Origin of the sequence: Pinibacter soli (genome assembly GCF_029961145.1) — a bacterium.
Taxonomy (GTDB): domain Bacteria; phylum Bacteroidota; class Bacteroidia; order Chitinophagales; family Chitinophagaceae; genus Pinibacter; species Pinibacter soli.
In genome coordinates, this window is record NZ_JASBRG010000004.1 from 80,600 (window position 1) to 105,934 (window position 25,335).

General features: G+C 41.2%; 17 protein-coding genes and 2 tRNA genes. 12 read left to right on the forward strand and 7 right to left on the reverse strand.

Features of this window, described 5'->3' with window-relative positions; genetic code table 11:
- Positions 1 to 221 precede the first annotated feature (221 nt).
- Both QJ048_RS07230 and QJ048_RS07235 read right to left on the reverse strand, forming a co-directional pair.
- Complete coding sequence (locus QJ048_RS07230) at positions 222 to 2,123, reverse strand: DUF3857 domain-containing protein (RefSeq protein WP_282333675.1); 1,902 nt, start codon at positions 2,121 to 2,123, stop codon at positions 222 to 224.
- Positions 2,124 to 2,125: 2 nt separating this feature from the next.
- Complete coding sequence (locus QJ048_RS07235) at positions 2,126 to 4,147, reverse strand: DUF3857 domain-containing protein (RefSeq protein ID WP_282333676.1); 2,022 nt, start codon at positions 4,145 to 4,147, stop codon at positions 2,126 to 2,128.
- A 138-nt stretch (positions 4,148 to 4,285) separates the two neighbouring features.
- Between QJ048_RS07235 and queG the strand changes: the two genes are divergently transcribed.
- Together queG and QJ048_RS07245 are read left to right on the forward strand one after the other, a co-directional pair.
- On the forward strand, positions 4,286 to 5,218 hold the full coding sequence (gene queG, locus QJ048_RS07240; RefSeq protein ID WP_282333677.1) for a tRNA epoxyqueuosine(34) reductase QueG: 933 nt from the start codon (positions 4,286 to 4,288) through the stop codon (positions 5,216 to 5,218).
- A gap of 88 nt (positions 5,219 to 5,306) precedes the next feature.
- A complete protein-coding gene (locus QJ048_RS07245) occupies positions 5,307 to 6,026 on the forward strand; it encodes a copper homeostasis protein CutC (RefSeq protein WP_282333678.1) in 720 nt (239 codons plus the stop codon).
- A 370-nt stretch (positions 6,027 to 6,396) separates the two neighbouring features.
- Here the strand turns inward: QJ048_RS07245 and QJ048_RS07250 are convergent, their stop codons facing one another.
- Positions 6,397 to 8,013, reverse strand: coding sequence for a hypothetical protein (locus QJ048_RS07250; RefSeq protein ID WP_282333679.1), 1,617 nt, complete (start codon positions 8,011 to 8,013; stop codon positions 6,397 to 6,399).
- Positions 8,003 to 8,563, reverse strand: coding sequence for an RNA polymerase sigma factor (locus QJ048_RS07255; RefSeq protein ID WP_282333680.1), 561 nt, complete (start codon positions 8,561 to 8,563; stop codon positions 8,003 to 8,005). The genes QJ048_RS07250 and QJ048_RS07255 overlap by 11 nt, the downstream gene beginning before the upstream one ends.
- 211 nt (positions 8,564 to 8,774) lie before the next feature.
- Between QJ048_RS07255 and QJ048_RS07260 the strand changes: the two genes are divergently transcribed.
- Complete coding sequence (locus QJ048_RS07260) at positions 8,775 to 10,868, forward strand: M48 family metallopeptidase (RefSeq protein ID WP_282333681.1); 2,094 nt, start codon at positions 8,775 to 8,777, stop codon at positions 10,866 to 10,868.
- Positions 10,869 to 10,956: 88 nt separating this feature from the next.
- On the opposite strand, the gene QJ048_RS07265 is transcribed toward QJ048_RS07260, so the two are convergent.
- Positions 10,957 to 13,548, reverse strand: a complete 2,592-nt coding sequence (locus tag QJ048_RS07265) for a family 20 glycosylhydrolase (RefSeq protein ID WP_282333682.1) — start codon at positions 13,546 to 13,548, stop codon at positions 10,957 to 10,959.
- Between the two features lie 352 nt (positions 13,549 to 13,900).
- Here QJ048_RS07265 and QJ048_RS07270 point away from each other — a divergent pair, with 352 nt between their 5' ends.
- The 8 genes from QJ048_RS07270 to QJ048_RS07305 all read left to right on the forward strand — a co-directional run bounded on the left by QJ048_RS07270 (position 13,901) and on the right by QJ048_RS07305 (position 20,328).
- Positions 13,901 to 14,749: a DUF3822 family protein gene (locus QJ048_RS07270; RefSeq protein WP_282333683.1), complete on the forward strand. Its 849-nt coding sequence runs from the start codon at positions 13,901 to 13,903 to the stop codon at positions 14,747 to 14,749.
- Positions 14,737 to 15,279 (forward strand): RsmD family RNA methyltransferase, encoded by a 543-nt coding sequence (locus tag QJ048_RS07275; RefSeq protein WP_282333684.1) that lies wholly within the window; start codon positions 14,737 to 14,739, stop codon positions 15,277 to 15,279. The genes QJ048_RS07270 and QJ048_RS07275 overlap by 13 nt, the downstream gene beginning before the upstream one ends.
- 185 nt (positions 15,280 to 15,464) lie before the next feature.
- Positions 15,465 to 16,103, forward strand: a complete 639-nt coding sequence (gene bioD, locus QJ048_RS07280) for a dethiobiotin synthase (protein ID WP_282333685.1) — start codon at positions 15,465 to 15,467, stop codon at positions 16,101 to 16,103.
- Complete coding sequence (locus QJ048_RS07285) at positions 16,100 to 16,663, forward strand: 5-formyltetrahydrofolate cyclo-ligase (protein ID WP_282333686.1); 564 nt, start codon at positions 16,100 to 16,102, stop codon at positions 16,661 to 16,663. The genes bioD and QJ048_RS07285 overlap by 4 nt, the downstream gene beginning before the upstream one ends.
- Positions 16,653 to 17,735 (forward strand): tetraacyldisaccharide 4'-kinase, encoded by a 1,083-nt coding sequence (lpxK, locus tag QJ048_RS07290; RefSeq protein WP_282333687.1) that lies wholly within the window; start codon positions 16,653 to 16,655, stop codon positions 17,733 to 17,735. Before QJ048_RS07285 ends, lpxK begins: the two co-directional genes overlap by 11 nt.
- A gap of 81 nt (positions 17,736 to 17,816) precedes the next feature.
- The gene (gene rnr / locus QJ048_RS07295; protein ID WP_282333688.1) at positions 17,817 to 19,892 is read left to right on the forward strand and encodes a ribonuclease R; all 2,076 of its coding nucleotides are present in this window, start codon (positions 17,817 to 17,819) and stop codon (positions 19,890 to 19,892) included.
- 213 nt (positions 19,893 to 20,105) lie between these two features.
- Positions 20,106 to 20,180: transfer RNA gene (locus QJ048_RS07300), tRNA-Val, on the forward strand.
- Positions 20,181 to 20,253: 73 nt separating this feature from the next.
- Positions 20,254 to 20,328: transfer RNA gene (locus tag QJ048_RS07305), tRNA-Val, on the forward strand.
- Between the two features lie 203 nt (positions 20,329 to 20,531).
- Here QJ048_RS07305 and QJ048_RS07310 read toward each other — a convergent pair.
- Together QJ048_RS07310 and QJ048_RS07315 are read right to left on the reverse strand one after the other, a co-directional pair.
- Positions 20,532 to 21,497 carry a polyprenyl synthetase family protein gene (locus QJ048_RS07310; RefSeq protein ID WP_282333689.1) on the reverse strand — a complete coding sequence of 322 codons (966 nt, stop codon included), beginning with the start codon at positions 21,495 to 21,497 and terminating at the stop codon, positions 20,532 to 20,534.
- 169 nt (positions 21,498 to 21,666) lie between these two features.
- The gene (locus QJ048_RS07315; protein WP_282333690.1) at positions 21,667 to 22,506 is read right to left on the reverse strand and encodes a metallophosphoesterase; all 840 of its coding nucleotides are present in this window, start codon (positions 22,504 to 22,506) and stop codon (positions 21,667 to 21,669) included.
- Between the two features lie 148 nt (positions 22,507 to 22,654).
- Between QJ048_RS07315 and QJ048_RS07320 the strand changes: the two genes are divergently transcribed.
- Positions 22,655 to 25,072: a mechanosensitive ion channel family protein gene (locus QJ048_RS07320; protein WP_282333691.1), complete on the forward strand. Its 2,418-nt coding sequence runs from the start codon at positions 22,655 to 22,657 to the stop codon at positions 25,070 to 25,072.
- The last annotated feature ends 263 nt before the right edge of the window (positions 25,073 to 25,335 follow it).

Here is a 25,335-nt window from a genome sequence, read left to right on the forward strand (position 1 = left end):
TCAATGTCGTTTAGTTAAGGTGTTTGAAAAATCAAAAGCATCTCGCTTGTCATCCCGAGGAACGAGGGATCTGGGCCTAACACTGGCGAACAATATGCGTAAACAATCACGCAGATCCCTCCTTCGTCGGGATGACAAGCAGTCTTTCTTTCCTGGGCATAGCAACCAAGTAATTGAAAAGTTGCTTAACTACACGACATTGAATTCCTAATTTCCAATTTTTAATTGGCTTTCACCATCACCACCTTACTCCTATCCGCCTTATAAATTTGCTCATAGAACTGAACAAATTCGTTATAAGCGCTTGCAGGAAATCGACCGCTGAAGTGTTCCATTGTGCGATAGTAGCGGATTGTGTTGCCATCTATTTTTATTGAACTTGTGTATTTTCCAAACTTGGTCCTGATCTGCTGAGGCTGAGGCATCGCTTCCGGTGTATAGCCTTCAGGAATTTTAATTTCAACCGTATCGACATCTCTGTATTCAGTTTCCTGTACAATATCAAACTTTCTGGTATCGTCGATTGCTGGTCTGCTCCGGGATTTGGACAGAATATTTGGCATCACGAATAAACGTTTTCCGGTAACGGATGCATAGCCCGTGGCCGACAATTCCACTTCTTCATTGATCACAGGAAGAGGACTTTTATCCTCTTTCCAATTAAAGGACACCACATCATACTGAGGCAAATCAAACCGTGTCTTCATTTTTTCAAGTTGTTTGTCCTTCGCATAGTGATTGATCAGGTTGTGCAGGTCTTCCTGTTGCTCTGCTTTATACAGTCCGCTTTCGTGAATAGTGGTATTGCCGCTTGCATCTACAGTCGCAACCGTTTTTCTTACCTGCAGGTTGTCATTTAGTTTATAATTGGTAACATTTACAAGCGTTCCGCCGTTTTCATTAATCAATAAAGAGTAATGTCCTCCGGTAAAACTTCCCATGTAGCCGGGGGCAATTGTTTGATCTGTACATTCCAGCCACATCGTGTCTTTGGCCATTGGAACACAAAGAATAACGTGATTGGACTGATGAGAAGGAAAATCAGGCATGAAAAAAGAATCACCCGCCTTCACCAACGCATAGCATGACGGAATGCCCGCTTCTTTCAGCAAAGAAAACATATAGTTGCTCAAGGCCTTACAATCACCGTAGCGCTTTGTGGCAACATAAGTTGCGTCAAAAGGTTGCCAGCCACCAATTCCCAGCTGAACACTTACATACCGTGTGTTTTGCTGCATGAACTCATATAACGCAGCTACTTTCTTACGGGGATCTGCAATACCGTCGACCAACTCATGAACCCTGGCTTTGATATCCACCGGCAACGCGTCGCGATCTTTTTTCAAAGCGTACACAAACTTACCATAATCCTGCCAGTTACTCATGTTGCCCTGGTATCCCTGTACTGCAAACTCTGATGGCGCTGTGTACACTGACGGAACCACCTCTGCCCATGAGGGCGCATACGATTCCTCTTTAATGGCGATAAAGTCCTGCAGTTTCCAGGAAAAAACCTGCTTGTTGTTAACATTGCTTTTAACAGGCTCGAAAGGGTAATTAAACGCCTTGTATCTGAAATGCAGATCAGCCGGAAGCACCACTGAAAAACTACTGCTTTGGACAGACATCATTTCTTTTTCGACGGGGATCCAGTCCGGAAAACCCATCGTATAATAGAAATCCTGTTCTACCTCATACTCTACTGTATATGGATATGTTCTGCAGTAAAAATCGTACCTTTTCAAACGCATATCCTGCATCAAACTAAAGCCGTCTGTAGTACTCACGTCCGAAATATCGGACCTCTTCAGGCTTTTTATTTTCACACCCATTGCGTCATATAAAGTAGCACTGATGCCGGGCTGACTGCTAAGCTGATCATAAGACTCTGCTATGGTTGCCCATTCGTTTCCGTTCTCGTTTAATACGGTAAATGCGACCTTCTTGTAAATGTGTGCCTTGTTAACGTTAACCACTTCAAATTTTATTTCTTCCAGGCGCTTAATAACATTTGCATCTTTCATCAAGGCCGGAGAAATTTTGGCGACAGCATAATCAACGTTTCCCGCTTTACAAACAGCGCCAACACAAAGGCATAGTAATAGTTGAAATACTTTTTTCACCACTAAGATTTTTTCTTTTTCAATACGATTTGTTCAGACTCTTTTTTCACTATGCAAGAAAAGAATTCGCGCAGGTTTTGATATTCTTCAGGTTGAAAATTTGTCTTATTAAAATAAACCCGTGTTCTCATTTGAATAAGATTTTCCGACTTGGAAATAAGGTATTCAAAATAACCCTCGCTATCATTAAATGCCACCTTAGCCGGCTTTGGAATTTCGTCTATCACGTAGTTCTGCGGCACTTCAATATTGAGCACATATGTCTCGTCAAACGAGTAAGGCATTTCTACCGGATAGTTTCTTTCGGCCGCTGTAAACGGATTTTCTTTGTAGGCCTCTGTCAGCATTGGATTGATGTACATAATGTCTTCCTGGTTGTCCAATGCAAGATCGTAGTGAATGGTAACAGGCTCGTCTAACGCCTTCAATGAATCAATATCAACAGAATCAACTTTCCAATCAGATCCGTAAGCCGTTTTTAGTTTTTTGGCAAACTCTTCTTTTCCTTTTTCCTTAATGCGCTCACGAACACCGAGAGATTCAAAATAGCCAAGCTGGCTGCTATAACTTCCCTGTATTTTACCTTTATCTGTGCTAGTTAAGAACACAGTTGTCAACTTTCTGTCTTTGATGGAATCGGGCTCTAAATATACAGCCTCGGGTGTTTCAGTAAGTATACGTGCGTGTCCGTTATAACATTCTTCTTCCAATCTGCCGAAACCTAACAAAGGTTCGGTTGCATCAAGAAATACTTTCTCTTCGCCAACCATCGCACAAGCAACCACATAGTTAAAGCGATCCATCAGAGGATATAATTCATGTGTATAACCATGTGATCTTGTACTTAACAAAACCGGATATGCCTGAATACCCTCATGACTAAGCATTGCGATCAACAACAGGTTCAGATCCACAACGTTGCCGCTCTTGGCCTTCATTACTGCTTTCAAAGATGATCCCGAAAGATATCTGCCGACGTGTTGCGTACATGTAAAATTGTCTCTTACATATGCGTAAATCCTGCGCATTTTTTCCACCTGATCTTTTGCTCCCGCCACAATGATTTTCATATCGTCGTCGAGCCAGTTATTGTTTTTATATAACTGAAAACCAAAATCCTCATCCTTCATCATATCTTCACGCACCTTGGCCCATGACGCCATTATCGGCTGTGTGGGTTGATTTGGGTATCTTATTTCAGACAATTGAAACTCTATTTTTTGAATATGGTTTTTCAATGTGGAAGTATAAGGCTCCTTCTTTAATGGCTGCACATTTTTCATTACCCAGCGATTGGAAAACACCTGCCCTGGAATTGAGATTCTCTCACTCGCAGACGCTCCATTTTGAAAAGTAATATTGAATGTGTTTTGTGTTTGATCATTCTTTTTGATATCATAGTTTTTATAGCCCTGGCTAAGAAAAACGTACTTAAAAAACTCCGGAATGCTTGTTTCATACTCGCTCCATAAAACAGGATATTTCCCCTGAAACTCCCACGGTTGCAGGTTTGTAAGAAAGTCGGAATTAACTGTATAGCTCACTTCGATGATGGAACCCTCTTTTACAGCGGGCATTGTAAACTTTTTTACCACCCAATTCTTAGAGGCCTTTTCTTTGAATACCTGGTTGGTTTCAAGTTTGGTTTCCACCACTTTGCCGCCTTCAAGGTTATAAGTATAGGCTTTCAAATTATCAAGCTTTTCCTCGCCCTGGCTAGTGTTTACATTTGAGAATAGTGGAATTGAAAAATTAGCCGCGTCCATCCCATTCTTATTAAGGATTTTGATGCGGGTTTGTCTTTTGAATATAAGTGAAAAAGAGCCTTTTATATTTCCCTCGAACCACGAACTACCAACATCGGCAATCACCACTGCATTTACGCCGGTGTCGATTTTCTGTTGAGAGAGATCAAAGTCTGAGGGGTTTACTCGTCCGAATTTAATTGGTAGTTTTTCCTGTGCTAAAGAACATAGGGTCAGGCAGGTCAAAAAGCCTGCGATGATAAGGGTAGCAGCTTTCATTTTAGCTTATTTTGCGGGGTTAAATCGCGGTGAAAATAGCATTTTTTACCCGTCTTACAACTAAGTGGTTTCATTTACCCTGTTTAGGGTATTACCCAAACTTTTCCAATTTCTACAGTTACCTTTGCTTTGGCAAAAATGAATAGAGAAAATACAACGCGGTTTATTAAATCAGAGGCAAAGAAGCTGGGGTTCGACTATTGCGGCATCGCAATGGCAAAACCGCTGGATGAGGATGCCAGAAGACTGGAGCGCTGGCTGCAAAAAGGCTTTCACGGATCAATGCAATACATGGAAAACTATTTCGATATGCGTGTTGATCCCACGAAGCTTGTGCCCGGTGCGAAATCCGTTATCACCTTACTAAAAAATTATTATCCTTCTGTTGAGCAATCCGGCGAAACACCGAGGATCGCCAAGTATGCCTACGGAAATGACTATCACGAGGTGATAAGGGAACAACTGAGATTTTTCCTACAGAACATTCGTGAAAATGTTGGCGAAATTCAGGGGCGTGGGTTTGTAGATTCGGCGCCTGTTTTGGAGCGTGCGTGGGCGCAAAAAAGTGGTTTGGGGTGGATTGGGAAAAATGGTAATCTGATCAACAAAGGCAGTGGCTCTTTTTACTTCATCGCCACTTTGATCACCGATCTTGATTTGGACTATGACGATCCACTGGTGAAAGATTTTTGCGGCAGTTGCACAAAATGCATCGACTCCTGCCCTACCGATGCTATCTTGCCCAATAAAATAATAGACGGCAGTAAATGCATTTCCTATTTTACCATTGAATTGAAAGACCTTTTAATTCCGCAGGAGATGAAAGGAAAATTCGATGATTGGATGTTTGGCTGCGACACCTGCCAGGATGTTTGTCCATGGAACCGTTTTTCAAAACCCAACAATGAAGCAGCATTTACGCCCATTCCCGAGATACTGAATCTTTCAACGCAGGATTGGGAACACATGACCGAAGAAGGTTTTAAAAAGATATTTAAACATTCACCACTTAAACGAACGAAGTTCAAAGGTATTCAACGCAATCTTGATTTTATTAAGGATAGTTATTAGTTGATAGTTGTTGGACTTTCCGTGTTGCAGTCACTGCTAACAACTCACTACTAGCAAACGTTTCTAATAACTAACAACAAACAACTTTATGAAACCCATTCTGGAAATAGCAGTCTTTAATATTCAATCGGCCATTGCAGCTGCCAACGCTGGCGCAGACAGGTTGGAGCTTTGCGAAAATCCTTTTGATGGCGGTACTACGCCATCCTTTGGTTTTTTGAAAAAGGTAAGAGAAAAAGTAAAAATTCCGGTGTTTCCCATCATACGACCACATGGCGGCGATTTCCAATACACGCTGGATGAATTTGAAGTAATGATTGAAGAAATATTGTTGTCCAAATCACTGGGCTTTGAAGGCGTTGTTATCGGCCTTTTGAACAATGATGGCAGTATTGACGAGAAACGCACAGCCGCTCTTGTTGCACTTGCATATCCAATGCAGGTTACATTTCATCGCGCATTTGACAGATGCAAAGATCCGTTTACTGCGTTGGAAACGATTATTGAATGTGGTTGCCATCGCATACTTACGAGTGGGCAATATCCGAACGTGGTGGACGGAAAAGAATTGATCCGCGAACTGGTTGTAAAAGCAGACGACCGGATTATCATTCTTCCCGGCAGTGGCGTGAGAAGCAATAATGTGAAGGAGTTACTGGAATACACAGGTGCGAAAGAAGCTCATTCTTCTGCGAGAAAAGTTTTTCCTTCTACTATGGCACATGTGAATGCTTCTATGCAGGAAGAGCTTTTTAATACTGGGGTTGATGTGGAAGAAATTGCGAAGATGAAGAAGATGTTAGCCTAAGATTTACCACTAAGGGTACGAAGCCTCACTAAGGGTTGTTTTAATATTCGGGGACTCTTAGTGAAACTTAGTGTATTCTAAGTGCCTTAGTGGTAATAGAAATAATTGAAAATGCAGGGTGCCGCAAACGATTTTGTACAACTTGCATAATCGCTCTACTTGTGTGTGGTATTGGGAGAGACAAGGAACACAGATTATCATGATCTTCATGATTTATTATGATTTAAAATCTGATGCGACATTCAATCTCAAATCTCAAATCAATATTCTTGACCAATCATAAAAATCATAACAATCTGCGTTCCATTTTCAAATAAAAAAAGCGAAGCCTTCCGGCTCCGCTCGTGCGTGTGTGTTACAAGGGGACGATCTACTTAAATATTTTTTGCAACTGAAACGAAGTTTTTATTCCAAGGGAAATCAGGTGCTGACCCGTAGAGGTTGCCGGCTCTGCCAAACGAGTTACACCATAAGAAACAACCGGTCCTATTGTTACTGGCAGTTTTCCATGTTCATTAAACTCAACGCCAATACCTGCATTTACGAATATCTGCGTGCGGTTTAGCAGACTTGTGTTTTCAAAATGCGTTCCATAACTATTGCGGAAAAGCATTTTCCCATCAACCATGTAAGCAAGTGTGCCGCCAACAGTTCCAATCACATTGGCACCCCATAAATGGAACATAGGAAAGCCTACTGTAACCGGAATTTCTATGAAATGATATTTGTTGTGATAAGTATATTCTTTGCCTGCCTGGTAGAAAGTATTGGCAGAAAGCAAAGTCATGTTCTGCAATCTTACAACCGCTGTACTGTCGGTCTTCGCCCCTACTTTCATAGATGCTGAATAATAGCTGTAATTCAATCCAAATTCTACAGATGCCTTTCTGAATGCTTTTTTCATAAACATCCCTATGGAGAATGCAACGCCATTATCCGGCTGAGAATAAGGAATTACATAAGAATTACCTCTTTGGTATGGGCCCGCCGCAAAACTCATCTGGGCAGTGTTCATACTTTTATCAGCATTAGCATACGTTCTTGAAATGTTGGATGCGCCCGGAGTAACCTGTATGCCCCATGACCACGAGCTCGGACGTACCACCTGGATTGGTTTAGTCTGCGGCATAGTTATATCAGGTGCAGTCACCTTTGGCAACGCATTAGCGGCAACAGCCGAAACCAAGGCGTGGCGAAGGTCTTCATCGATTGCTGTATTATCATTTAAAGGCACAGCCAAAACAACATCATCTACATGATCAACACTGTTAGTTGCGTTGGGAGTGTTATTATTTTGATTGTCGTGCTTTGTTTTGTTTTGATTTTTCTTGTTATTATTTGCCAGATTATTTGAAGAAGAAACATCAGCGCCGTCATTGGTAAATGCAGCTTTACCGGTAGTGCTTTTATAGTGACTGCTACCAGCTAATAAAACGCCGGTTGTAGCAACCCGGCTACTACGTGTCGCCTTATTGTCTTTTTCTTTTTTAGCAACAGGCACGTTTGTATTTCTCTTGGTTGATACACTTGTTTTTGCAACACCCGTAGCATCTGTAGCAGCAATGCCTGATGCGCCGTTATTTGTGCCCGGCTCACTGTTCGCCCCGCTCTTCACTAAAGCCTCTTTATTATTTGCATTTTGACTTACAGATTCAGCACCAGGTTGCTTGTAAAGAGTTGAATCATTCAAATGATTTTTGGTTGTCGTTGACGGATTTACCGCTGCTTGCGAGTTCTTCTCACTGTTTACAGTTGAAGTTGTTTTCGCAGTGTCAGTTTTCAAAGCCGGATCAGGATGATGAACAAAAAGTAAATAGCCCGGAACAAGCAAAAGCAAGGCCGCAGCGGTGGGAACATATTTCCACAACCTTCTGCGTTTTTCTTTCCTTATACCGTCCTGCACATTCAGCCATACAGCATCAGATGGCGAGAGCCTGAACTCCTCCATTTGCTGCTGCACCTTTCGTTCAAATTCGTTATTGTGCATATAGCTGTTTTTTTACGTCTTCTTTGTTTCTGTTGATCCAACTGATCAGCAAACCTCTTGCTCTTGCATACTGCGACCTGGATGTGCCTTCATTGATGCCCAGCATCTTGCCTATTTCCACATGGCTATATCCTTCCACAGCATGTAAGTTGAATATTGTTTGATAACCTGTTGGGAGTTGTCGTATCAGTTCAGCAAGTTCCTTTGTGCTCATCTGCATTTCCGGATCATCGTCCGTTACAAGATGAATGTTGCTGTTTTCAAAAACCAGGTCGTATTTGTATTGACTATTCTTTTTTAGATAATTTATGGCTGTGGTAACCATGATCCTTCTGATCCATCCGCCAAGTTCTCCTTCGCTTTTATACTGGTGCAAGTGAAGAAATACTTTGATAAAGCCTTCCTGCATAACGTCTTCCGCATCTGTAATCGACTTTGTGTACCGGTAGCAAATCCCCAACATAGGCTCAGCAAAAAGCGAATACAATTGCTTTTGAGCAACTGCATTTCCTTTCAGGCAATCCTTTATGAGTTGTCTGTGATCGGTCATTCTGGTTAAGTATGTTGACAACAAACGCTTTGCGTTCGTTGCACAAAAGAAGGATTTTATTTAAAAAATGTCGCACCGCTGATCATTTAGCAACTTTAACTTTTGATTATCAATAATATATACAATAAGAATAAATTTCTACGCAAATCCATTCTTTGTTCAGTTCAATTTTTAATAATTTCCTTTTTTTAGCCATTAACCACCAAACCGTATGAATTTCGAACAGCTGTATCCTATTACTCCGGCAAGCGTTCCGGAGGATGTTACAAAACCCTCGCCTGCCTTTAAAAAAGAAATTGGCAAGGTAATTTCCTCGATCATCTTTTTCATGGTCGTTTATGTGTTGCTGATTATTGCGGCCGTTATTCTGTCGATTTATTGCGTCCGTTTCGGCTTCCTGCTTATTATTACTTTGCCAAAATTCATTACTATTATCGCCGGGTTGGGTATTGCAGGGATCGGGATCGGAGTGCTGTTTTTCCTTGTCAAATTCATTTTTGCGGTAACAAAATTCGACAACTCAGGAAGCGTTGAAATCTTTGAAAAAGATCAGCCAGAGTTATTTGCCTTCATCAGAAAACTCACGGAAGACACACAAACAAAGTTTCCGAGGAAAATTTTTATTTCTTCGGATGTAAATGCCTGCGTTTTTTACAACTCAAGTTTCTGGAGTATGTTTTTACCTGTAAGAAAAAATCTGCAGATCGGCCTTGGTCTTGTAAACTCGCTAAATGTGAGTGAATTCAAAGCAGTGCTGGCGCATGAATTTGGGCACTTCTCACAAAAAAGTATGAAGCTGGGAAGCTTTGTATACAATGTAAACCGCATTATTTACAACATGCTTTATGAGAACAACAAATACTCATCTCTCCTTGGAAGTTGGGCAAGCGGACATGCCGTGTTGTATTTTTTTACAATGATCACGATTAAAATAGTAACCTGCATTCAATGGATACTACACAAAGTATATGCTGTTGTAAACAAAAGTTATATGAGCCTTTCGCGTCAGATGGAGTTTCACGCAGATGCAGTAGCAGCAAGCGTTACCGGCAGTGAGCATTTGATCACAGCATTAAGACGCCTTGAGCTTGCAGATCTTTCATATAACACAATGATCAATAAATATTCTGATTGGTACGGTGAAAAAGTGGCCAGCGCAAACTTCTATCCGAACCAACAAACCGTCATGCATTTCTTTGCGGGCGAATACAATTTATCGTTGGAAAACAATTTACCCGTTATCACAAATGAGTTTGTTGAATTAAGTAACACATCTCGCATCAACTATAAAAACCAATGGGCATCCCACCCTTCAAACGAAGACAGGGCAAACCATTTGAGATCAATAAATATTCACACCGAAGCAAATACAAACTCTGCGTGGCTGTTGTTTAGAAACAAAGAAGAGTTGCAGCAAACGCTGACCAGCAAACTTTACGAAACATCACAACTGGCCGACATCCAGGAGAAATATGATCACGAAAAATTCGAAGAACGATTTAATAAAGAAGTCTCCTCAAGATCGCTTCCAGTTTTTTATAAAGGATATTATGACAACAGGTATATTGCTGAAATGAATGTTGAAAAATTAGCGACAAATCCAGCGCCTGCAGACATTTCAGCGGATTATTTTTCAACGGAAATTCTTGCGCTTCCTAAAAAAATAAAATCACTTAAAACGGATATTGAAGTTCTAAAGGCAATCATCGAAAAGCAAATAGACATCAATACTTTTGATTTCGATGGCAACAAATACAAGACAAAAGATGCACCGGAAATTTTAAAACAATTGGAAGGCGAACTGGAAACCGCTACGGCACAACTGAAAGAAGCCGACGAAAATGCGTTTGCATATTGCTATCACAAAGCGTTGGCCAAAGACGCAGCGCTTGCTGATAAAATCAAAACGGATTATGTAAGCTTCTTTGTCAGTTTAAAAAGCGATGAGGAATTTTACAATAATTGCTCAAAAATATTTGAGCTCTTCCAATGCGTGTACCGCGGAGAGTCCAGTACAATGGATATGCTGAGAGAAGCCAGGGATCAATATTTTAACGGATTTGAAACCAGCTTCAAGGATCAATTAAGAAAACTGAAAGCCCAGGGCTATTTTACTTCTGCACCCGCATTAGAAGAGGATATTGATAAATTTGTAAACGCACAGTATCAATACTTATTTGAGAAAGGAATTATCAATGAAGAGTTCGAAGTTCTTTATAAAATGCTTACGAAACCATCGGAAATGCTTTCGGACAGGCGGTTTGAAAGTTATAAGGCGTTGTTGGAGATGCAAATAATTGAATAATTGAATAACCGAGTAACTGAATAACTGAGAAGTTGCGTGAACAATGCACAATCAAACTCAGTTATTCAGTTATTCAGTTACTCAGTCATTAGTTCCGCACCTCTGCACTCCTTCCTCCTCGTCCTCTTTCATCAAAGGCTCTTAACTTAATGGTGCCTTGTGCGGAAATTGGTTCTTTGTAAATGTTGCTGGTGGCGGTTGGTTCTTTGCCGTCAACAGTGTAGCGTATGGTAAAGCCAGGCATTTGAATATTGGCGTACACTTTTCCGTTTTCAACTTTCGCTCCGGGTAATGGAATTCTGTAATTAAAGCCGCCTGCATAATAGTTCAGCCTGGGCAGCTCCCTCTTGCCCACTACATTCACAAATGTACTCCATGCATCTGCATACAAAGCCGCAGATTTAGCACTGTCTTTTTCTATCGCCCATTCTGGATCTTTGCTCCATGCTCTTTCTGCGAGGCCGAGTAGTTTTGGCAAAAGCATGTATTCCATTCTGTCGCTGCTTCTGAGCGTTTCTGCCCACAGCAGGCCTTTTATGCCAACGATGTTTGACTTACCATAATCTGTAAGGCGTTGTTTGCCTATGAATATTGATTTATCGAGCGGGTTGCCAAATTTGTCTTCGCTGCTGTTTTTAAAATAGTCAAACGGCATAAAATAAAATGGTTTGTCAATGTCGACATAGCCGCCCCAATAATAACCCGGCTCTTCAAAATCTTTATAATAAGCCATGTCGAAATATTGATTGCTTACGCAGGACAGCACTACTTTGTAACCGCTATTCGCTAGTTGATACGCGAGATCTTCCGCACCCCAGCCTAATACATTGTTCCACACATCGACTTGAAAATGCTCGTTTACAAAATCTGGATTCGGTATCATTTTTTTACCGCCATCCTGCATTGTTTTGCGAAGCGCCGCCTCTTCCCAGCCCGAGAGGAACAGCCCTTTTGCTTGTAATACTTTATTCACTTTGCCGAAATAATAATACCAAAGATCATCGGTGCTTTGAATGCCTTTTTCTTTTTCTTTCAACGATAAGTAAGCAGTCGATTTCTCCCAAACGCCCGACGGCACTTCGTCTCCGCCCATGTGAACGGTTTTCAAAGGAGCATTGCCTTCTTTGTACATTGCTGCAAGATCATTTACTACAGTTTCCACAAAATTGTAAACAGAAGGAAGCGCAACATTCATAACGTTGTCCTTGTAATATTGTACAGACATATATTTTGAAGTGTCCTGCAGATCATACAACAAAAATTGTTTTGCTTTCACAGAGTCGCCGAGTTTCATATATTTTTCATAGCGTGCATCCATTGCTTTTATCGCTGCTCTTGCATGTCCCGGACTTTCTATTTCAGGAATCACCTGAATGTGACGTTCTGTAGCATATCGCAGTATTTCAATAAAATCTTTTCTCGAATAATGGCCGCTTGCAATCGTATTCGTATCAGGACCGGAACCCAATGTCGACTGAAGAAACTTTTTATTATCGGTTGTGAACCCACGAACAGATCCAACTTGCGTAAGTTCAGGCAGAGAAGGGATTTCAACGCGCCATGCTTCATCATCACTGAAGTGCAAATGCAAAACATTCAGTTTGTACAAGGCAAGCAGATCAAGTACTCTAAGCAGTTCTTGTTTGGTTTGAAAATTTCTCGCAACATCAAGGAAGAACGCTCGGTAACCGAATCTCGGCGCATCTTCAACTTCTACAGTCGGCACCGCAATTACTTTTTGTGTTTTTGCAAAAGCAGTGGGAGAAATTAAAGAAAGCAGCGATTGAATGCCGTAAAAAATACCTTCACCGGTTGAAGCTTCTATCACAATTGAGTTGTCCTTAACATGCAATGCATAGGCGCCTTCCGGCAAATTACTTTGCTTAAGTTCAATGCTGTTCGTTATTTCTGCAAGCTTTTGAGTAGGCGATCCAACAAGCTTAGACGTTTGTTTTACGAGATAATTTAACTCCGGTGTAAAATCATCCGGTGCAATTATTTTTGTGGCCGTTGATAAATTAAAAACGCTGCCGGTTTCTTTATAATTCAGCGGTGTTGGAAATATCTTGGGCAATTGAGCCTCTTCAATATTTTTAATCGAGGCATTTTTTTGGTAGATGTCCTGCGGCGCAATCAATCCTATTTTATCTCCTGCGAAACGCAAATATTGTTTAGGTTCTGTTGATGGAATAGCTTTCACATTATTTAATGAATATCCTTTTTCCGCGCCTTCCCACACTATGTAAAAGCCGTTTGGTGCGTCTGTAAAATTCACGACCCAATCACTCGAAACAAGTGACACTTTGAAAGATTTTCCAGGAGCCAGTGGCTGAAAATTTGCCGAAGGCGTTACCTTAAACAGATCGCCATTTACATGCTCTACCTGCACATCGGCGCCTGTAGCAGAACCAGGCACGATCATTCTTGCAAAATTGAAATAGATCGTCCAGCCCGTTGCAGGCAAGGCGGCCTTGTTTTTGTTGGTAAATTCAAGCGAGGTCAATGACTGGAATTTTCCACCGTGACCATTTTCCTCAATTTGCCAGGTTACATCAATATTATTCTGTGCATTTTCCACTTTCTTTTTTTGAGCGTTCAGTTGAAACAATGTCAACATTGTGAGGCAAAGTATAAGCAATGTTTTCAAGAGTAGCTTTTTATTCCGGGCTTTTGTAGGCATATGCGGCGTTTGAAGGATAGTGTCGTGAATGGCTTTATTGTAATGAAAGATAGTGACAATGTACGGAGTACAGAGTATGAGATATGAAATATTTCACGCAAAGCTGCAAAGGAGCCAAGGAGCAAAGGCATTTGTTGTTGTTTGACAGATCTTTCGTCAAAAGTTATTCAGCTTTCAATCCATGTGCAAGATTATAAATGTTGCCAGAATGACGAAGTTTGTACCACACAATACTTATATCTTAGAACCTTTGTTTCTTTGCATCTTTGCGCCTTTGCGTGAAATGTATTTAGATGTGTTTGCCATGTCTTGTTTCCCCGAAATATAGTATTATTGCAAACAGTTCTATTTTATGTATAAAATCACGCTGGACATAGGAGGTTATTCGGAAATTAATATTGGTTCCCGGCCATTGCTTGTACTCGAAGTGGGCGCAACTGCGCTTAATTACATGATCATGCAGTCCGACAGATCGTTACAGAAACTAAGGTATTACCAGATTGACAACAACAATCCGGCCGACCTTTCCGAAACACTGGAAGAAATTCTTGCAAGCGATGATTTGCTGGGCAAAAATTTTTCCAACTGCCATATCATCTATAATTTTTCGTCCAACCAACTGGTTCCTGAAAAATATTTTCACGAGCAAATAAACAAGCAATTGCTGGAAGTTATCCATGGCGATCTTGTAAAAGGTGTTGTACTTAATGAAAGAGTGAATGATTTGCATGCGCACAACATTTATCGCATACCGAAAGACATTCACCAGGCATTGTCGAAAAAATTTCCAACAAATACACAGCACCATTACTACACGCTTCTGCTGGATCATTTGTATAAAAATGCCGGCGTTGAAAGTGATAAAGTGGTGGTTTCATTTTACAGAAAAAATATCCTCGCAATTGTTGTTAAAAACAACAAATTGCAATTAATGCAGCAATTTGGCTATCAGACATCAGAAGATGTTGCCTATTGGCTGCTGAACATTTACAATCAGTTCAATCTTGAGCAATTATCAACTCCGCTCGAAATATCAGGAATGATTGACGAAGACTCGGCGATGTATACGGAGCTGCTGAAATATTTTTCGAGAATTGACTTCGAAAGTCATCCGGACTATATTAAAGAAGGCGTTCTGTTGCAGGGCTATCCAAAGCACTTTTTTTCACCCATTCTCAAACTGGCCACATGCGTATCATAGGAGGAAGCCTGGGTGGCAGGCGCGTAAATCCACCCGCAAAAATGCCGCACACAAGGCCCACTACGGATATCGCGAAGGAAGGCCTGTTCAATATTATCCAGAATAACCTCGAACTCGAAGGCTTTAAAACGCTTGACATTTTCGGGGGAACGGGAAGCATCAGCTATGAGCTGGCATCGCGTGGCGCGACAGATCTTACAATTGTAGAAAAAGATCCAGCGATGTACGAGTTTATCAAAAAGAACAGCGAATCGCTTGAAATAAAGAATTTCAAAGTAGTGAAAATGGATGTCTTCAAGTTCCTCGAACAGTGCAACGATCAATTCGATTTCATTTTCGCGGGCCCGCCCTATGCGCTTGAAACAATCGATGACCTTCCGCGTATAATCGCTTCCAGGAAATTACTGAAAGAAAACGGCTGGTTCGTTCTTGAACATACGCCCCGGAACAACTACGAAAAAGGCTTCGATCTTTTCGTTTCAGAAAGAAGCTATGGAACGACGTTGTTTTCGTTTTTTATAAATAGATAGGGGTAATTAATAATTAATAAAGAATAATTAATAGGGCAAGACGCATTTAAGAATGTATCTTCAAAAATGTTCGTCTATTAATGAATGAACGCTGTCTTCAGGCTAACCCCGTATTAATTCTTAATTATTAATTATTAATTCCGTCCCTTACGTTCTCAACTATTACTCACTAATATTCGACCATAATGCACCCTGTATTCATCAGCGGCATCGGCACCGGCATTGGCAAAACACTTGTATCAGCGATTGTTACAGAAGCGCTGCAGGCGGATTACTGGAAGCCTGTGCAGGCGGGATTTGATGATGGTACAGATACAGGCTGGATACAGGAAAGAATTTCCAATAGCAAAACGATATTTCACAAAGAAGAATACAAACTTGCATTGCCAGCTTCACCGCATATTGCCGCGAAGGAGGAAAATGTGCGCATAAGCCTGGATGTTATTGCAGAGGCATATAAGGCTCTCCCTGCAACAAATGAGTATGTGGTGATAGAAGGCGCCGGCGGCATTTTCGTTCCGCTGAATGAAGATGAGTTTGTAATCGATCTGATCGCAAAGCTGAGAGCCAAAGTCGTTTTGGTGAGCCGCAACTATCTTGGAAGTATCAACCATTCTATTTTGACGGCTGAAGCTTGCAAGGCAAGAAATCTGGATGTTGCAGGTTGGATTTTTAACGACCAATACATGCACTACGAAAATGAAATTGCGAGGTGGAGCGGTTATCCATCGCTGGGCAGCGTTCCGTTTACAGAAAATCCGGATAAAGCTTTTGTTCAGCAGCAAGCTGTAATTTTGCGCTCAGCGCTACAAAATGCTTTATGACTAAAAAAGAAATAAGAACCATATACAAACAAAAACGGCTCGAACTTCCAGAGCGCGACAGGTTGAAACTTGACGACCTGCTCCTTATCAATTTTCAACAACTGTGGTTTGACAATGTACATGTGGTGATGAGTTACTGGCCGCTGCAAACAATGGCAGAGCTGAATACACATATTTTCACCGATTTCATGGCTTTCCGTATGCCGGGCATGCAACTAGCCTACCCCGTTATTAAGCAGGGCAACATGGAAGCAGTGGTTGTGGATGATGACACCAATTATCAACTCAACAAATACAATATTGCGGAGCCTGTTGATGGTACGATCATTGTACCCGAGGCTATCGATATGGTGCTTACACCTTTACTTGCATTTGACTCTAACGGCTACAGAGTGGGTTACGGCAAGGGTTACTACGACAAGTTTCTCGCCATGTGCCGTCCCGATGTATTGAAAATTGGCATCTCCTATTTCGACCCGATCGAAAGCATTGCCGATGTTGATGAATTTGATGTACCTTTAAACATATGTATCACACCGAACCAAACGTATGAATTTTAACATCCCTCTTTTAAAGACCATACGAATTTTATTGTTTCCCGTTTCATTGGTTTATGTTCTCGTTGTTTGGCTGCGCAATAAGCTTTATGATAAAGGCATTCTGAAATCTGCATCGTTTAACCTTCCACTGATCTGTGTCGGTAATATTGCTGTGGGAGGAACGGGCAAATCACCGATGGTGGAATATTTGGCGAAGCTGCTTAGAAATGATTTCCAGGTAGCAACTTTAAGCCGCGGTTATAAAAGAAAAACCAAAGGATATGCATTGGCAAACGCGTCAACTACCGCTCTTGATATTGGCGATGAACCCATGCAGTTTCACTTGAAATTTCCGGATGTTGCAGTGGCTGTGGGTGAAGAAAGAATTGTTGCTATTCCACAGTTATTGCACGACAAACCGGCGACAGACCTGATCATTCTGGATGATGCTTTCCAGCACCGCGCCGTTAAAGCCGGTTTTAATATTGTGCTGACAGATTGCAGCAATCTATATACGCGTGACTGGTATTTGCCCTCAGGCGATTTGAGGGATGTAAAAAGCAGTGTGAAACGTGCAGAGGTCATTATTGTTACCAAATGCCCCGCTGATCTTTCTGTTGAAAAGAAAAACGAGATCATAAAAGAACTGGCACCTTCGAAAGACCAAAAGATTTTCTTTTCTACCATACGCTACGGTTCATTGTATCACATAACAGAAAAAACACCTTTTGAATTAAACGAAGAAACAGAAGCGCTGTTGGTAACGGGCATCGCCAACCCAAAACCATTAAAAAAACTGTTGGCCGAACAAACAAGATCCTATACGGAACAAGCTTATAACGATCACTATATTTTTACCATTGACGACCTGAAGGAGATACAAAAAAAATTCTCCGCTCTCAATGCCGATCGTAAAATTATTCTGACCACGGAAAAAGATGCCGTTCGCCTCGCCAAGTTCGACGACCAGTTGAAAAGCCTTCCCTTTTACGTTATACCGATAGAAATGCAATTTCTATTTAACGAAGGCAATGATTTCAATGATTTAATTATTACATTTATTAAAGGGATGAGAAATAAGAGTGAGGCGTAAGATGTACCATAACGAAATTCGTACACCGCACATCGTACTTCGTACACAATTCCCGCACCATCCATCTTAACAAACCATTACATGAGTAGAAAAAACTCAAAAACAAAGAAGAAAAAGCCTTCGTCCGATACCCGTCAGTACAAAGGTGTGCTTGATATTACAAGGTCAGGCGTGGGATTTATTATTGTACCGCAACTTGACAATGACATACTGGTTAGGCCGAACGATTTTAATACTGCATTGCACGGCGACACGGTACTGGTGAAGATTACCAGCGATCCACACAGAACTGGAAGAGCGACCGGCGTGATTACCGAAGTGGTGGAAAGAAAACAAACAGAATTTGTCGGCAAAATAGATCTGAACAAAAATTTCGCCTTCTTTATAGCGGAGTCGCAAAAACCAATGCCGGATATTTACATTCCGTTGGATAAACTGAACAACGCGAAGAATGAGGACAAAGTGACCGTTCGCATTACCGGCTGGGAAAAGAATAAAAAACCGACCGGAGAGGTGCTCAAGATCATGGATGCCAGCGACGAGAATGAATTTGCAATGCGCGAGATCATCCTTGAAAATGGCTTCCCCATTGGCTTTAGCGAAGAGATACAGGAAGAAACAGCACGCATTCCCGATGCACTTCCAAAAGCGGAGATCAAAAAACGCAAGGACTTTCGCAACGTATTTACCATTACAATAGATCCGGCAGACGCAAAAGATTTTGATGATGCCATTTCTTTCCGTGTTTTGAAAAACGGACATTATGAAATAGGCGTTCACATTGCAGATGTGAGTTATTATGTAACGCCAGATACCGCTTTGGATAAAGAAGCTTATCAGCGTGCAACGTCTGTGTATTTGCCGGATAGAGTAAATCCGATGTTGCCGGAACGCATTTCAAATGAGTTGTGCTCTTTGCGTCCGAAAGAAGATAAGTTCACCTTCTCAGCGGTGTTCGAGATAACGCCAAAAGCTGAAGTGAAGGATTTCTGGCTGGGCCGCACCGTTATCCACTCCAATCACCGCTTTACGTACGAAGAAGTGCAGGAAGTGATTGAGAAAGGAGATGGATTATATAAAGATGAAGTGCTCATTTTAAACAATATTTCTCAACGCTTGCGTAAACAGCGTTTCAAGAAAGGTGCGATCAATTTTTCCTCACAGGAAGTGCGCTTTAAACTGGATGACAAAGGCAAGCCAATCGGCATTGTAATAAAAGAAAGCAAAGAGGCCCATCAGTTGATTGAAGAGTTGATGTTGCTCGCAAATAAAGTGGTGGCAGAAAGTGTTTCGAAAGTCAAGGTTGCTAAAAAACCTGTTCCTTTCCCCTATCGTGTACACGCCACTCCGGATGAAGAAAAACTGTTGCCATTTGTAGAATTTGCGAAAAAATTTGGTCACAAGTTCGATACTAAAACGCCGGAGGGCATTGCGGAATCCTTCAACACCATGCTTAAAGATGTACAGGGTAAACCTGAGCAACACGTGCTGGAACAACTGGGAATCCGTACGATGGCGAAGGCCGTTTACACCTCGGATAATATTGGTCACTATGGCTTAGGATTTACGCATTATGCGCATTTCACTTCTCCCATCCGCCGTTACCCGGATGTGATGGTTCACCGTGTATTGCAGGAAGTGCTTGACAATGCCGTGAAGCCCGACAAAGAAATGGAAGAAAAATGCAAGCACTGCAGTGAACGCGAACGTGCAGCCATGGAAGCAGAACGTGCAGCTAATAAATACAAACAGGTCGAGTACATGCAAAACTACCTGGGCGATGAATTTGACGGCGTGATTAGCGGCGTAGCAAGTTTTGGTTTTTGGGTGGAAACTGTGGAGCATAAATGCGAAGGTCTTGTAAGCATCAACAGCCTGCTCGATTACGATGATTTCCGCCACATGGAAGGCGATTATGCGCTCGTGGGAAGACGCAGCGGCCGTGCATTCCGCATGGGTGATAAAGTACGCATAAAAGTTATTTCAGCAAATCTCGCCAAACGTCAGCTTGATTATGAATGGGTGCTCACCAGTGGAGCAAAACCTGAAGAAGGCGAAAGCGAGGTAATCAAACCGAAAAAAGAGAAAAAGAAAACTTCTAAACCGTCTGCAAAAGCTACGGCGCCTGTCAAAGACAAAAAGAAGAAGAAGAAATAATTTGAGGATGTGAGTATGTGAAAATTGTTTGTGTGCAGCATGGGTTATTTAGTGGAGAAAGATTTCAGGTGTATGTAGTTTCGCTTCAACACATTAAGAAAATAAAAAGGTGAAATTCTTTTTAAAAAATCAGGATAAAAATTTTGCAGAAAGAATTTCACCCTTATCTTTGCACTCCCAACAACGAAAAACGGCAAACGCAAATACAAAAATGGGAGTTTAGCTCAGTTGGTTCAGAGCATCTGCCTTACAAGCAGAGGGTCGGCGGTTCGAGCCCGTCAACTCCCACTAAAAAGCCGAAATTCTTAATTATGAGTTTCGGTTTTTTTATTCTAATTTTCTCTACATAGCCTTACAAGAAGGGAGTTTAGCTCAGTTGGTTCAGAGCATCTGCCTTACAAGCAGAGGGTCGGCGGTTCGAGCCCGTCAACTCCCACCCACAAAAACGCCAGAATACTAAAAAAGTGTTCTGGCGTTTTTTTATTCCCTTACATGAAGGAACGTAGATTGTCATGATCCTCATGATTTATTATGATTGAGAAAGTCTTTTTCAAAAAAATCATAACAAATCATGACAATCTTAAAATCTGCCTGCCCGACTTCGTCATTCAGGCGGGCGTTTTCTCTCTCACTTCTAAATTAATACTCCCTCTGCATCAAAGCGTAAGTCAATTGCCTCAGTGGTTCCTTCCTGACGTTTAATACCGCTATTTCTTCAAGGTGCTGAAATGCCTTTTGCATGTACTGCTCCTTTAATGAAATCGCCCATTTGTCAACGCCGATGGCTCTGAAAATCTCCAGTACTCTCTCAACTTTATCGGCAGGATTTTCTTTCATGAGTTTTGTAAGCTGCTCCAGCTGGCCGTTATCACAGCTTTCCAGCGCTTTGATCATTAAGAAGGTTTTCTTATTCACTTTAATATCTCCCCCAGCCTGCTTGCCCACTTTTGCAGGATCGCCAAATGCATCCAGGTAGTCATCCTGTATCTGGAAGCTGATGCCAAGGTTTCTGCCGAATTCATACATGTGGTACTGGTTGCCATCACCAGCGCCGCCGAGAATGGCGCCCAGCTTCAAACTTGCGGCAAGTAAAACAGATGTTTTGAGTTCGATCATGTGCAGGTACTCATCCATTTTTACATGCATGTCTTGCTCAAAATCCATGTCAAGCTGCTGCCCTTCACATACCTCTTTCGCTGTTTTATTGAAGAGATGTATTACTTTTTGAAGATGGCCGCTTTTCATTCTGTTGAGGTAGTCATAGGCTGTCACCAGCATCACATCACCAGCAAGCAAAGCAGTTGGTTCGCCGTACTTGATATGAACCGTTGTAAGCCCACGACGCAGCGGCGCTTTGTCCATTATATCGTCGTGAATAAGTGTAAAGTTGTGAAACAACTCAATAGCAGTCGCCACATTCCAGGTATCTTCTATAATATCATCAAATAGCTCATTCGCCATCAAACACATTACCGGCCGAATGCGTTTTCCCCCTAATGACAAAAAATAATCAGCCGGCTCATACAATGTCACAGGCTTTCCCGTAAAATGTTTCGTATCAAATCTGTTGATAAAAAGCTTACTCAATGTTTCAAATGTATGCATGCACCGGGTTGTTTGTGGTGCAAAATAGGTGGTTAATTTGAGAATTTGAAAATATGGGAATTTGAAAATAGGAGAACCAATTTGAAAATTTGAGAATATGCTGATGTGAAAATGTTTGGTGTAACACCTAAAATTTGGATGCAGCGCCAAACATTTTCAAATTTTCAAATTATGGCTTCTGCGGTATGGAATCAAGAACATAGTATTTACTTGTAATTATTCCGCCATTCACTTGCACGATGCGCAGTCCCGATGAGTCCTGACCCAGCGGCTTTCCAACAGGACCTGTTGTTGTCATTTCAAGGCTATCGCTGCGACCAAAAAAGTTGCGGTGCAAGTGTCCTGCAAAAATGTATTTGATGCCATGTGCTTTGAAAAGATCAAGATATTTTTTTCTTGTCACCGTTGGAATATTAAAATAGCCATCGCCCTCTTCCGGCCGTTCAATAAATAACGGGTGATGCATGAACACAACTTTGTTTTTGTATGAATTATTGGAAGCAGAATCCAATGTTCTGATCAACCACTCTTCCTGTGCCTTTGCCTTATCCATTGCCTTTTCGGGACTGTGGAGAAAGTTTGAGTTCAATACAATTCCCAACATATTGCCACAATGAAATGTATAGTAGTCCGAACCAAAAGCAGCATTGTATGCATCAACATCTTGCGGAGTGGGCTCATTGCCTACATCGTGATTGCCGGGCACATTGTACAGCGGAATATCGGAATCAAGCTGTCCGGCGATTCTTTTGTATTCATTAATTTGAGCGGCATCAAATGTTTTATGTACCAGGTCTCCTGTAACAATTACAAATGCTGGATGCAGGCGATTGGCTTTTTGAATGGCTTTTTCAAAATGAGCCGTCTCTATGTCAAACGATTTATTGTCCGTATAAAAACCAAATTGCGGATCTGACATCTGCACGAAGAAATATGAATCATCGGAATGCCTGGCTTTACATGCTGAGAGGGCGATGACGAGCGGAACATAGATTTTCAAGATCTTCATGATTTGTTATGATTTTTCTATTTGATAAACCAAAATAATATCTAAATGTTGTTAATCAAAACATCTTATAAAATCATGACAATCATGAAAATCCGCATTCCATTTTCAAATTTTCAAATTAAGTTTGCAATCACAACAAGAATCCTACATGAAAAAACTGAGGTACAATAAACCGCTTATTATTTTTATTTTATTGTGCATTACTCTGCAAAAGAGTTTCGCACAACACAACCTTTCTCCGGAAGACTCTATTCGCAAAGCACAGATTCGCGATTCTATAGCACTTAAACAGCAGGCAGATACGGCTGTTTCAAAAATCGCCAGCAAGATTGAAACATACACGTTCACCATATCAAGATCATCCAACTATTTCAAACGGAGAATGGATACCACAAAAATTGCGGCAGGTATCCCTTCTGTAGAAAAAAGCCTTACGTTTTTCAAAAACCGGCTCGATAAAAACGACGCGGAGATGAATCTTCGCAATCTCAACACTTTTACAATCATGTTGCAGGAAAAAGGTTCACAGTTGTCAGACTGGCAAAAAAGCCTGAGTGACTACTCCGACCAGATCGTTAAAAGTAACCAGGAGGTGAAAAAGATCGTTAATGATGGTACTTTAAAATTAAACATCCCGGATACCTCACTAAGCAGACAGGTTCAAAATGTGTTGCGGAAAGCACGCAGTCTTGACTCAGTACAACAGCAAGCTATTACTCGCATCAACTTGATGAAGAACAAGGTTTCGATCAGTAGTTTGTTGATAAGCGATATGATGTCTGACCTCAATTTCCGCACAACAGCATTTAAAACCGCCATGTGGGGAAAGGAAGAAGAACCGTTGTATGGCATAAGACCATCTGATTACAAACAATCACTGTGGGATGTTATCTCCAGCACATTTACAAGATCCATCCGTGTTTTCAATATTTATACAGCTGGAAGCTGGGACACACGCAGCATTAACCTGCTTGTACTGTTTGCATTTCTCAGCTGGTGCTGGATAAATTACAGGCGCGTAAAAAAATACGCTGATGCCGATAAAATACTGGGGCCATTACATTTCCTGAATCACTCGGTTATCATATCCTGCCTCACTGCTTTTTTATGTGTAGGCCCCTTCATGTATCCCAATCCTCCAATGGTGTACATGCACGTAAATGAAGTGATCAGATTGCTTTTGATAACTTATCTGCTGATGCCATTCTTTACGCCTTCGGCAAAAACAAACTGGATCATCATGTCAGCACTGTGGTTGCTTTTTGCGTTTGATGATCTTTTCTTGGAATCTGCATTTGGAGAGCGTTTCTGGCTGCTTATCGGAAGTGCTGCAGCTGTATTAACATGCGTAAAAATGCTGCGTGACAAAGGAGACATGTTTGTAAAACTGGATGAATCTCCCGTAAAAAAATCAATTACAATTCTTACGCTTTCGTTTGCCGCACTATCAATAATATTCAATGTTACAGGACGAGTCACGCTTGCGAAAATATTCGGTATCACTGCTGTTCAAAGTTTTATTTTCACCTTTACTTTAAAAGCATTTAGTACCATTATTTTGGAAGCAGTATATCTGCAGTCCAAATCATTGCGTGAAAGCAGGTTTTCGGAGTTCCTGGTGTATGATGAATTAAAAACTAAATTGAGAAGAGCACTTTGGATCATCACTGGGATTTTGTTTTTGATTGCTTTCACGAAAAGCCTCACTATGTATGATTCGGTTTTCAAATTTCTTGATTGGTTCTTTAATAAACAACGATCTATTGGCAATATGCAATTCAGTTTTATGAGCATTGCCATTTTTGTATTTGTTATTTGGATGTCTTCTATCATTTCGCAATTCATCAATTTCTTTTTCGGCAGTAAGATCAATGATAACACCAACAAAAGAAGCAACATTGGTTCTGTAATGCTGCTTGTAAGACTTGCTATTTGGGCGCTTGGCTTCATGATCGCTATCGCTGCCGCAGGTATTCCACTTGATAAAATTTCCATCATGATTGGTGCATTGGGCGTTGGTATAGGTTTTGGTTTGCAAAACATTGTAAACAATCTTGTATCAGGTATTATTCTTGCATTTGAAAGACCGATCCAGGTGGGCGATTATATTGAGATTGACGGACGTGCAGGAACGGTAAAAGAAATAGGTGTTCGTTCCAGCAAAATCAGCAACGCCGATGGAGCGGATATTATTGTTCCCAACGGTGACATGCTTTCAAAACACCTTATCAATTGGACGCTTCACAACCGGAACAAACGCATGGAAATCGTTGTGGGAATTGCCTACGAATCTGATGTACGTAAAGCAAAAGAAATAATTGAACACGTTTTGAAAAACAACAGCAAGGTCATGCAATCGCCCGGAGCATCGGTGCTGCTGAATAATTTTGGCAACAGCTCCGTAGATTTTAAGATTAATTTCTGGTCCTACGATCTTTCTGATGCCGGCACTTTGCGCAGCAATATTATGATTGAAATTTTTGAACAATTTGCCAAAGCGGGCATCGAGATTCCATATCCGAAACAGGACGTTTATATCAAAGGAATCGAGGGCGGAAAGTTGTGAGTTTTGAGTAGTGAGTTATGAGTAAGAGAACCCGAAACTTATAACTTACCACTTCCTACTCAAAACTCATAACCCATAACTCATAACTATTTACCACTAAGGTACTAAAGACATTTACTTTCACTAAGAACCTGTCGTCAGATTGCTGTTACAAATAATTTCGAATCCCGGTAGAGACGCATTGAATGCGTCTCTTTTTGTATCAGAATGTTGCTACATTTTTTGTCAATCGTACGAAATTAACGGGAGACGCGTTCAACGCC

What these genes read in the sequence shown, in the direction of transcription:
- QJ048_RS07310 (WP_282333689.1), bottom strand. Translation starts at nt 21,497, where the DNA reads ATGCATACATTTGAAACATTGAGTAAGCTTTTTATCAACAGATTTGAT.
- QJ048_RS07265 (WP_282333682.1), bottom strand. Translation starts at nt 13,548, where the DNA reads ATGCCTACAAAAGCCCGGAATAAAAAGCTACTCTTGAAAACATTGCTT.
- QJ048_RS07320 (WP_282333691.1), top strand. Translation starts at nt 22,655, where the DNA reads ATGAAAAAACTGAGGTACAATAAACCGCTTATTATTTTTATTTTATTG.
- QJ048_RS07245 (WP_282333678.1), top strand. Translation starts at nt 5,307, where the DNA reads ATGAAACCCATTCTGGAAATAGCAGTCTTTAATATTCAATCGGCCATT.
- QJ048_RS07275 (WP_282333684.1), top strand. Translation starts at nt 14,737, where the DNA reads ATGCGTATCATAGGAGGAAGCCTGGGTGGCAGGCGCGTAAATCCACCC.
- QJ048_RS07255 (WP_282333680.1), bottom strand. Translation starts at nt 8,563, where the DNA reads ATGACCGATCACAGACAACTCATAAAGGATTGCCTGAAAGGAAATGCA.
- QJ048_RS07260 (WP_282333681.1), top strand. Translation starts at nt 8,775, where the DNA reads ATGAATTTCGAACAGCTGTATCCTATTACTCCGGCAAGCGTTCCGGAG.
- queG (WP_282333677.1), top strand. Translation starts at nt 4,286, where the DNA reads ATGAATAGAGAAAATACAACGCGGTTTATTAAATCAGAGGCAAAGAAG.
- QJ048_RS07270 (WP_282333683.1), top strand. Translation starts at nt 13,901, where the DNA reads ATGTATAAAATCACGCTGGACATAGGAGGTTATTCGGAAATTAATATT.
- QJ048_RS07315 (WP_282333690.1), bottom strand. Translation starts at nt 22,506, where the DNA reads ATGAAGATCTTGAAAATCTATGTTCCGCTCGTCATCGCCCTCTCAGCA.
- bioD (WP_282333685.1), top strand. Translation starts at nt 15,465, where the DNA reads ATGCACCCTGTATTCATCAGCGGCATCGGCACCGGCATTGGCAAAACA.
- QJ048_RS07235 (WP_282333676.1), bottom strand. Translation starts at nt 4,147, where the DNA reads ATGAAAGCTGCTACCCTTATCATCGCAGGCTTTTTGACCTGCCTGACC.
- QJ048_RS07285 (WP_282333686.1), top strand. Translation starts at nt 16,100, where the DNA reads ATGACTAAAAAAGAAATAAGAACCATATACAAACAAAAACGGCTCGAA.
- QJ048_RS07250 (WP_282333679.1), bottom strand. Translation starts at nt 8,013, where the DNA reads ATGCACAATAACGAATTTGAACGAAAGGTGCAGCAGCAAATGGAGGAG.
- lpxK (WP_282333687.1), top strand. Translation starts at nt 16,653, where the DNA reads ATGAATTTTAACATCCCTCTTTTAAAGACCATACGAATTTTATTGTTT.
- rnr (WP_282333688.1), top strand. Translation starts at nt 17,817, where the DNA reads ATGAGTAGAAAAAACTCAAAAACAAAGAAGAAAAAGCCTTCGTCCGAT.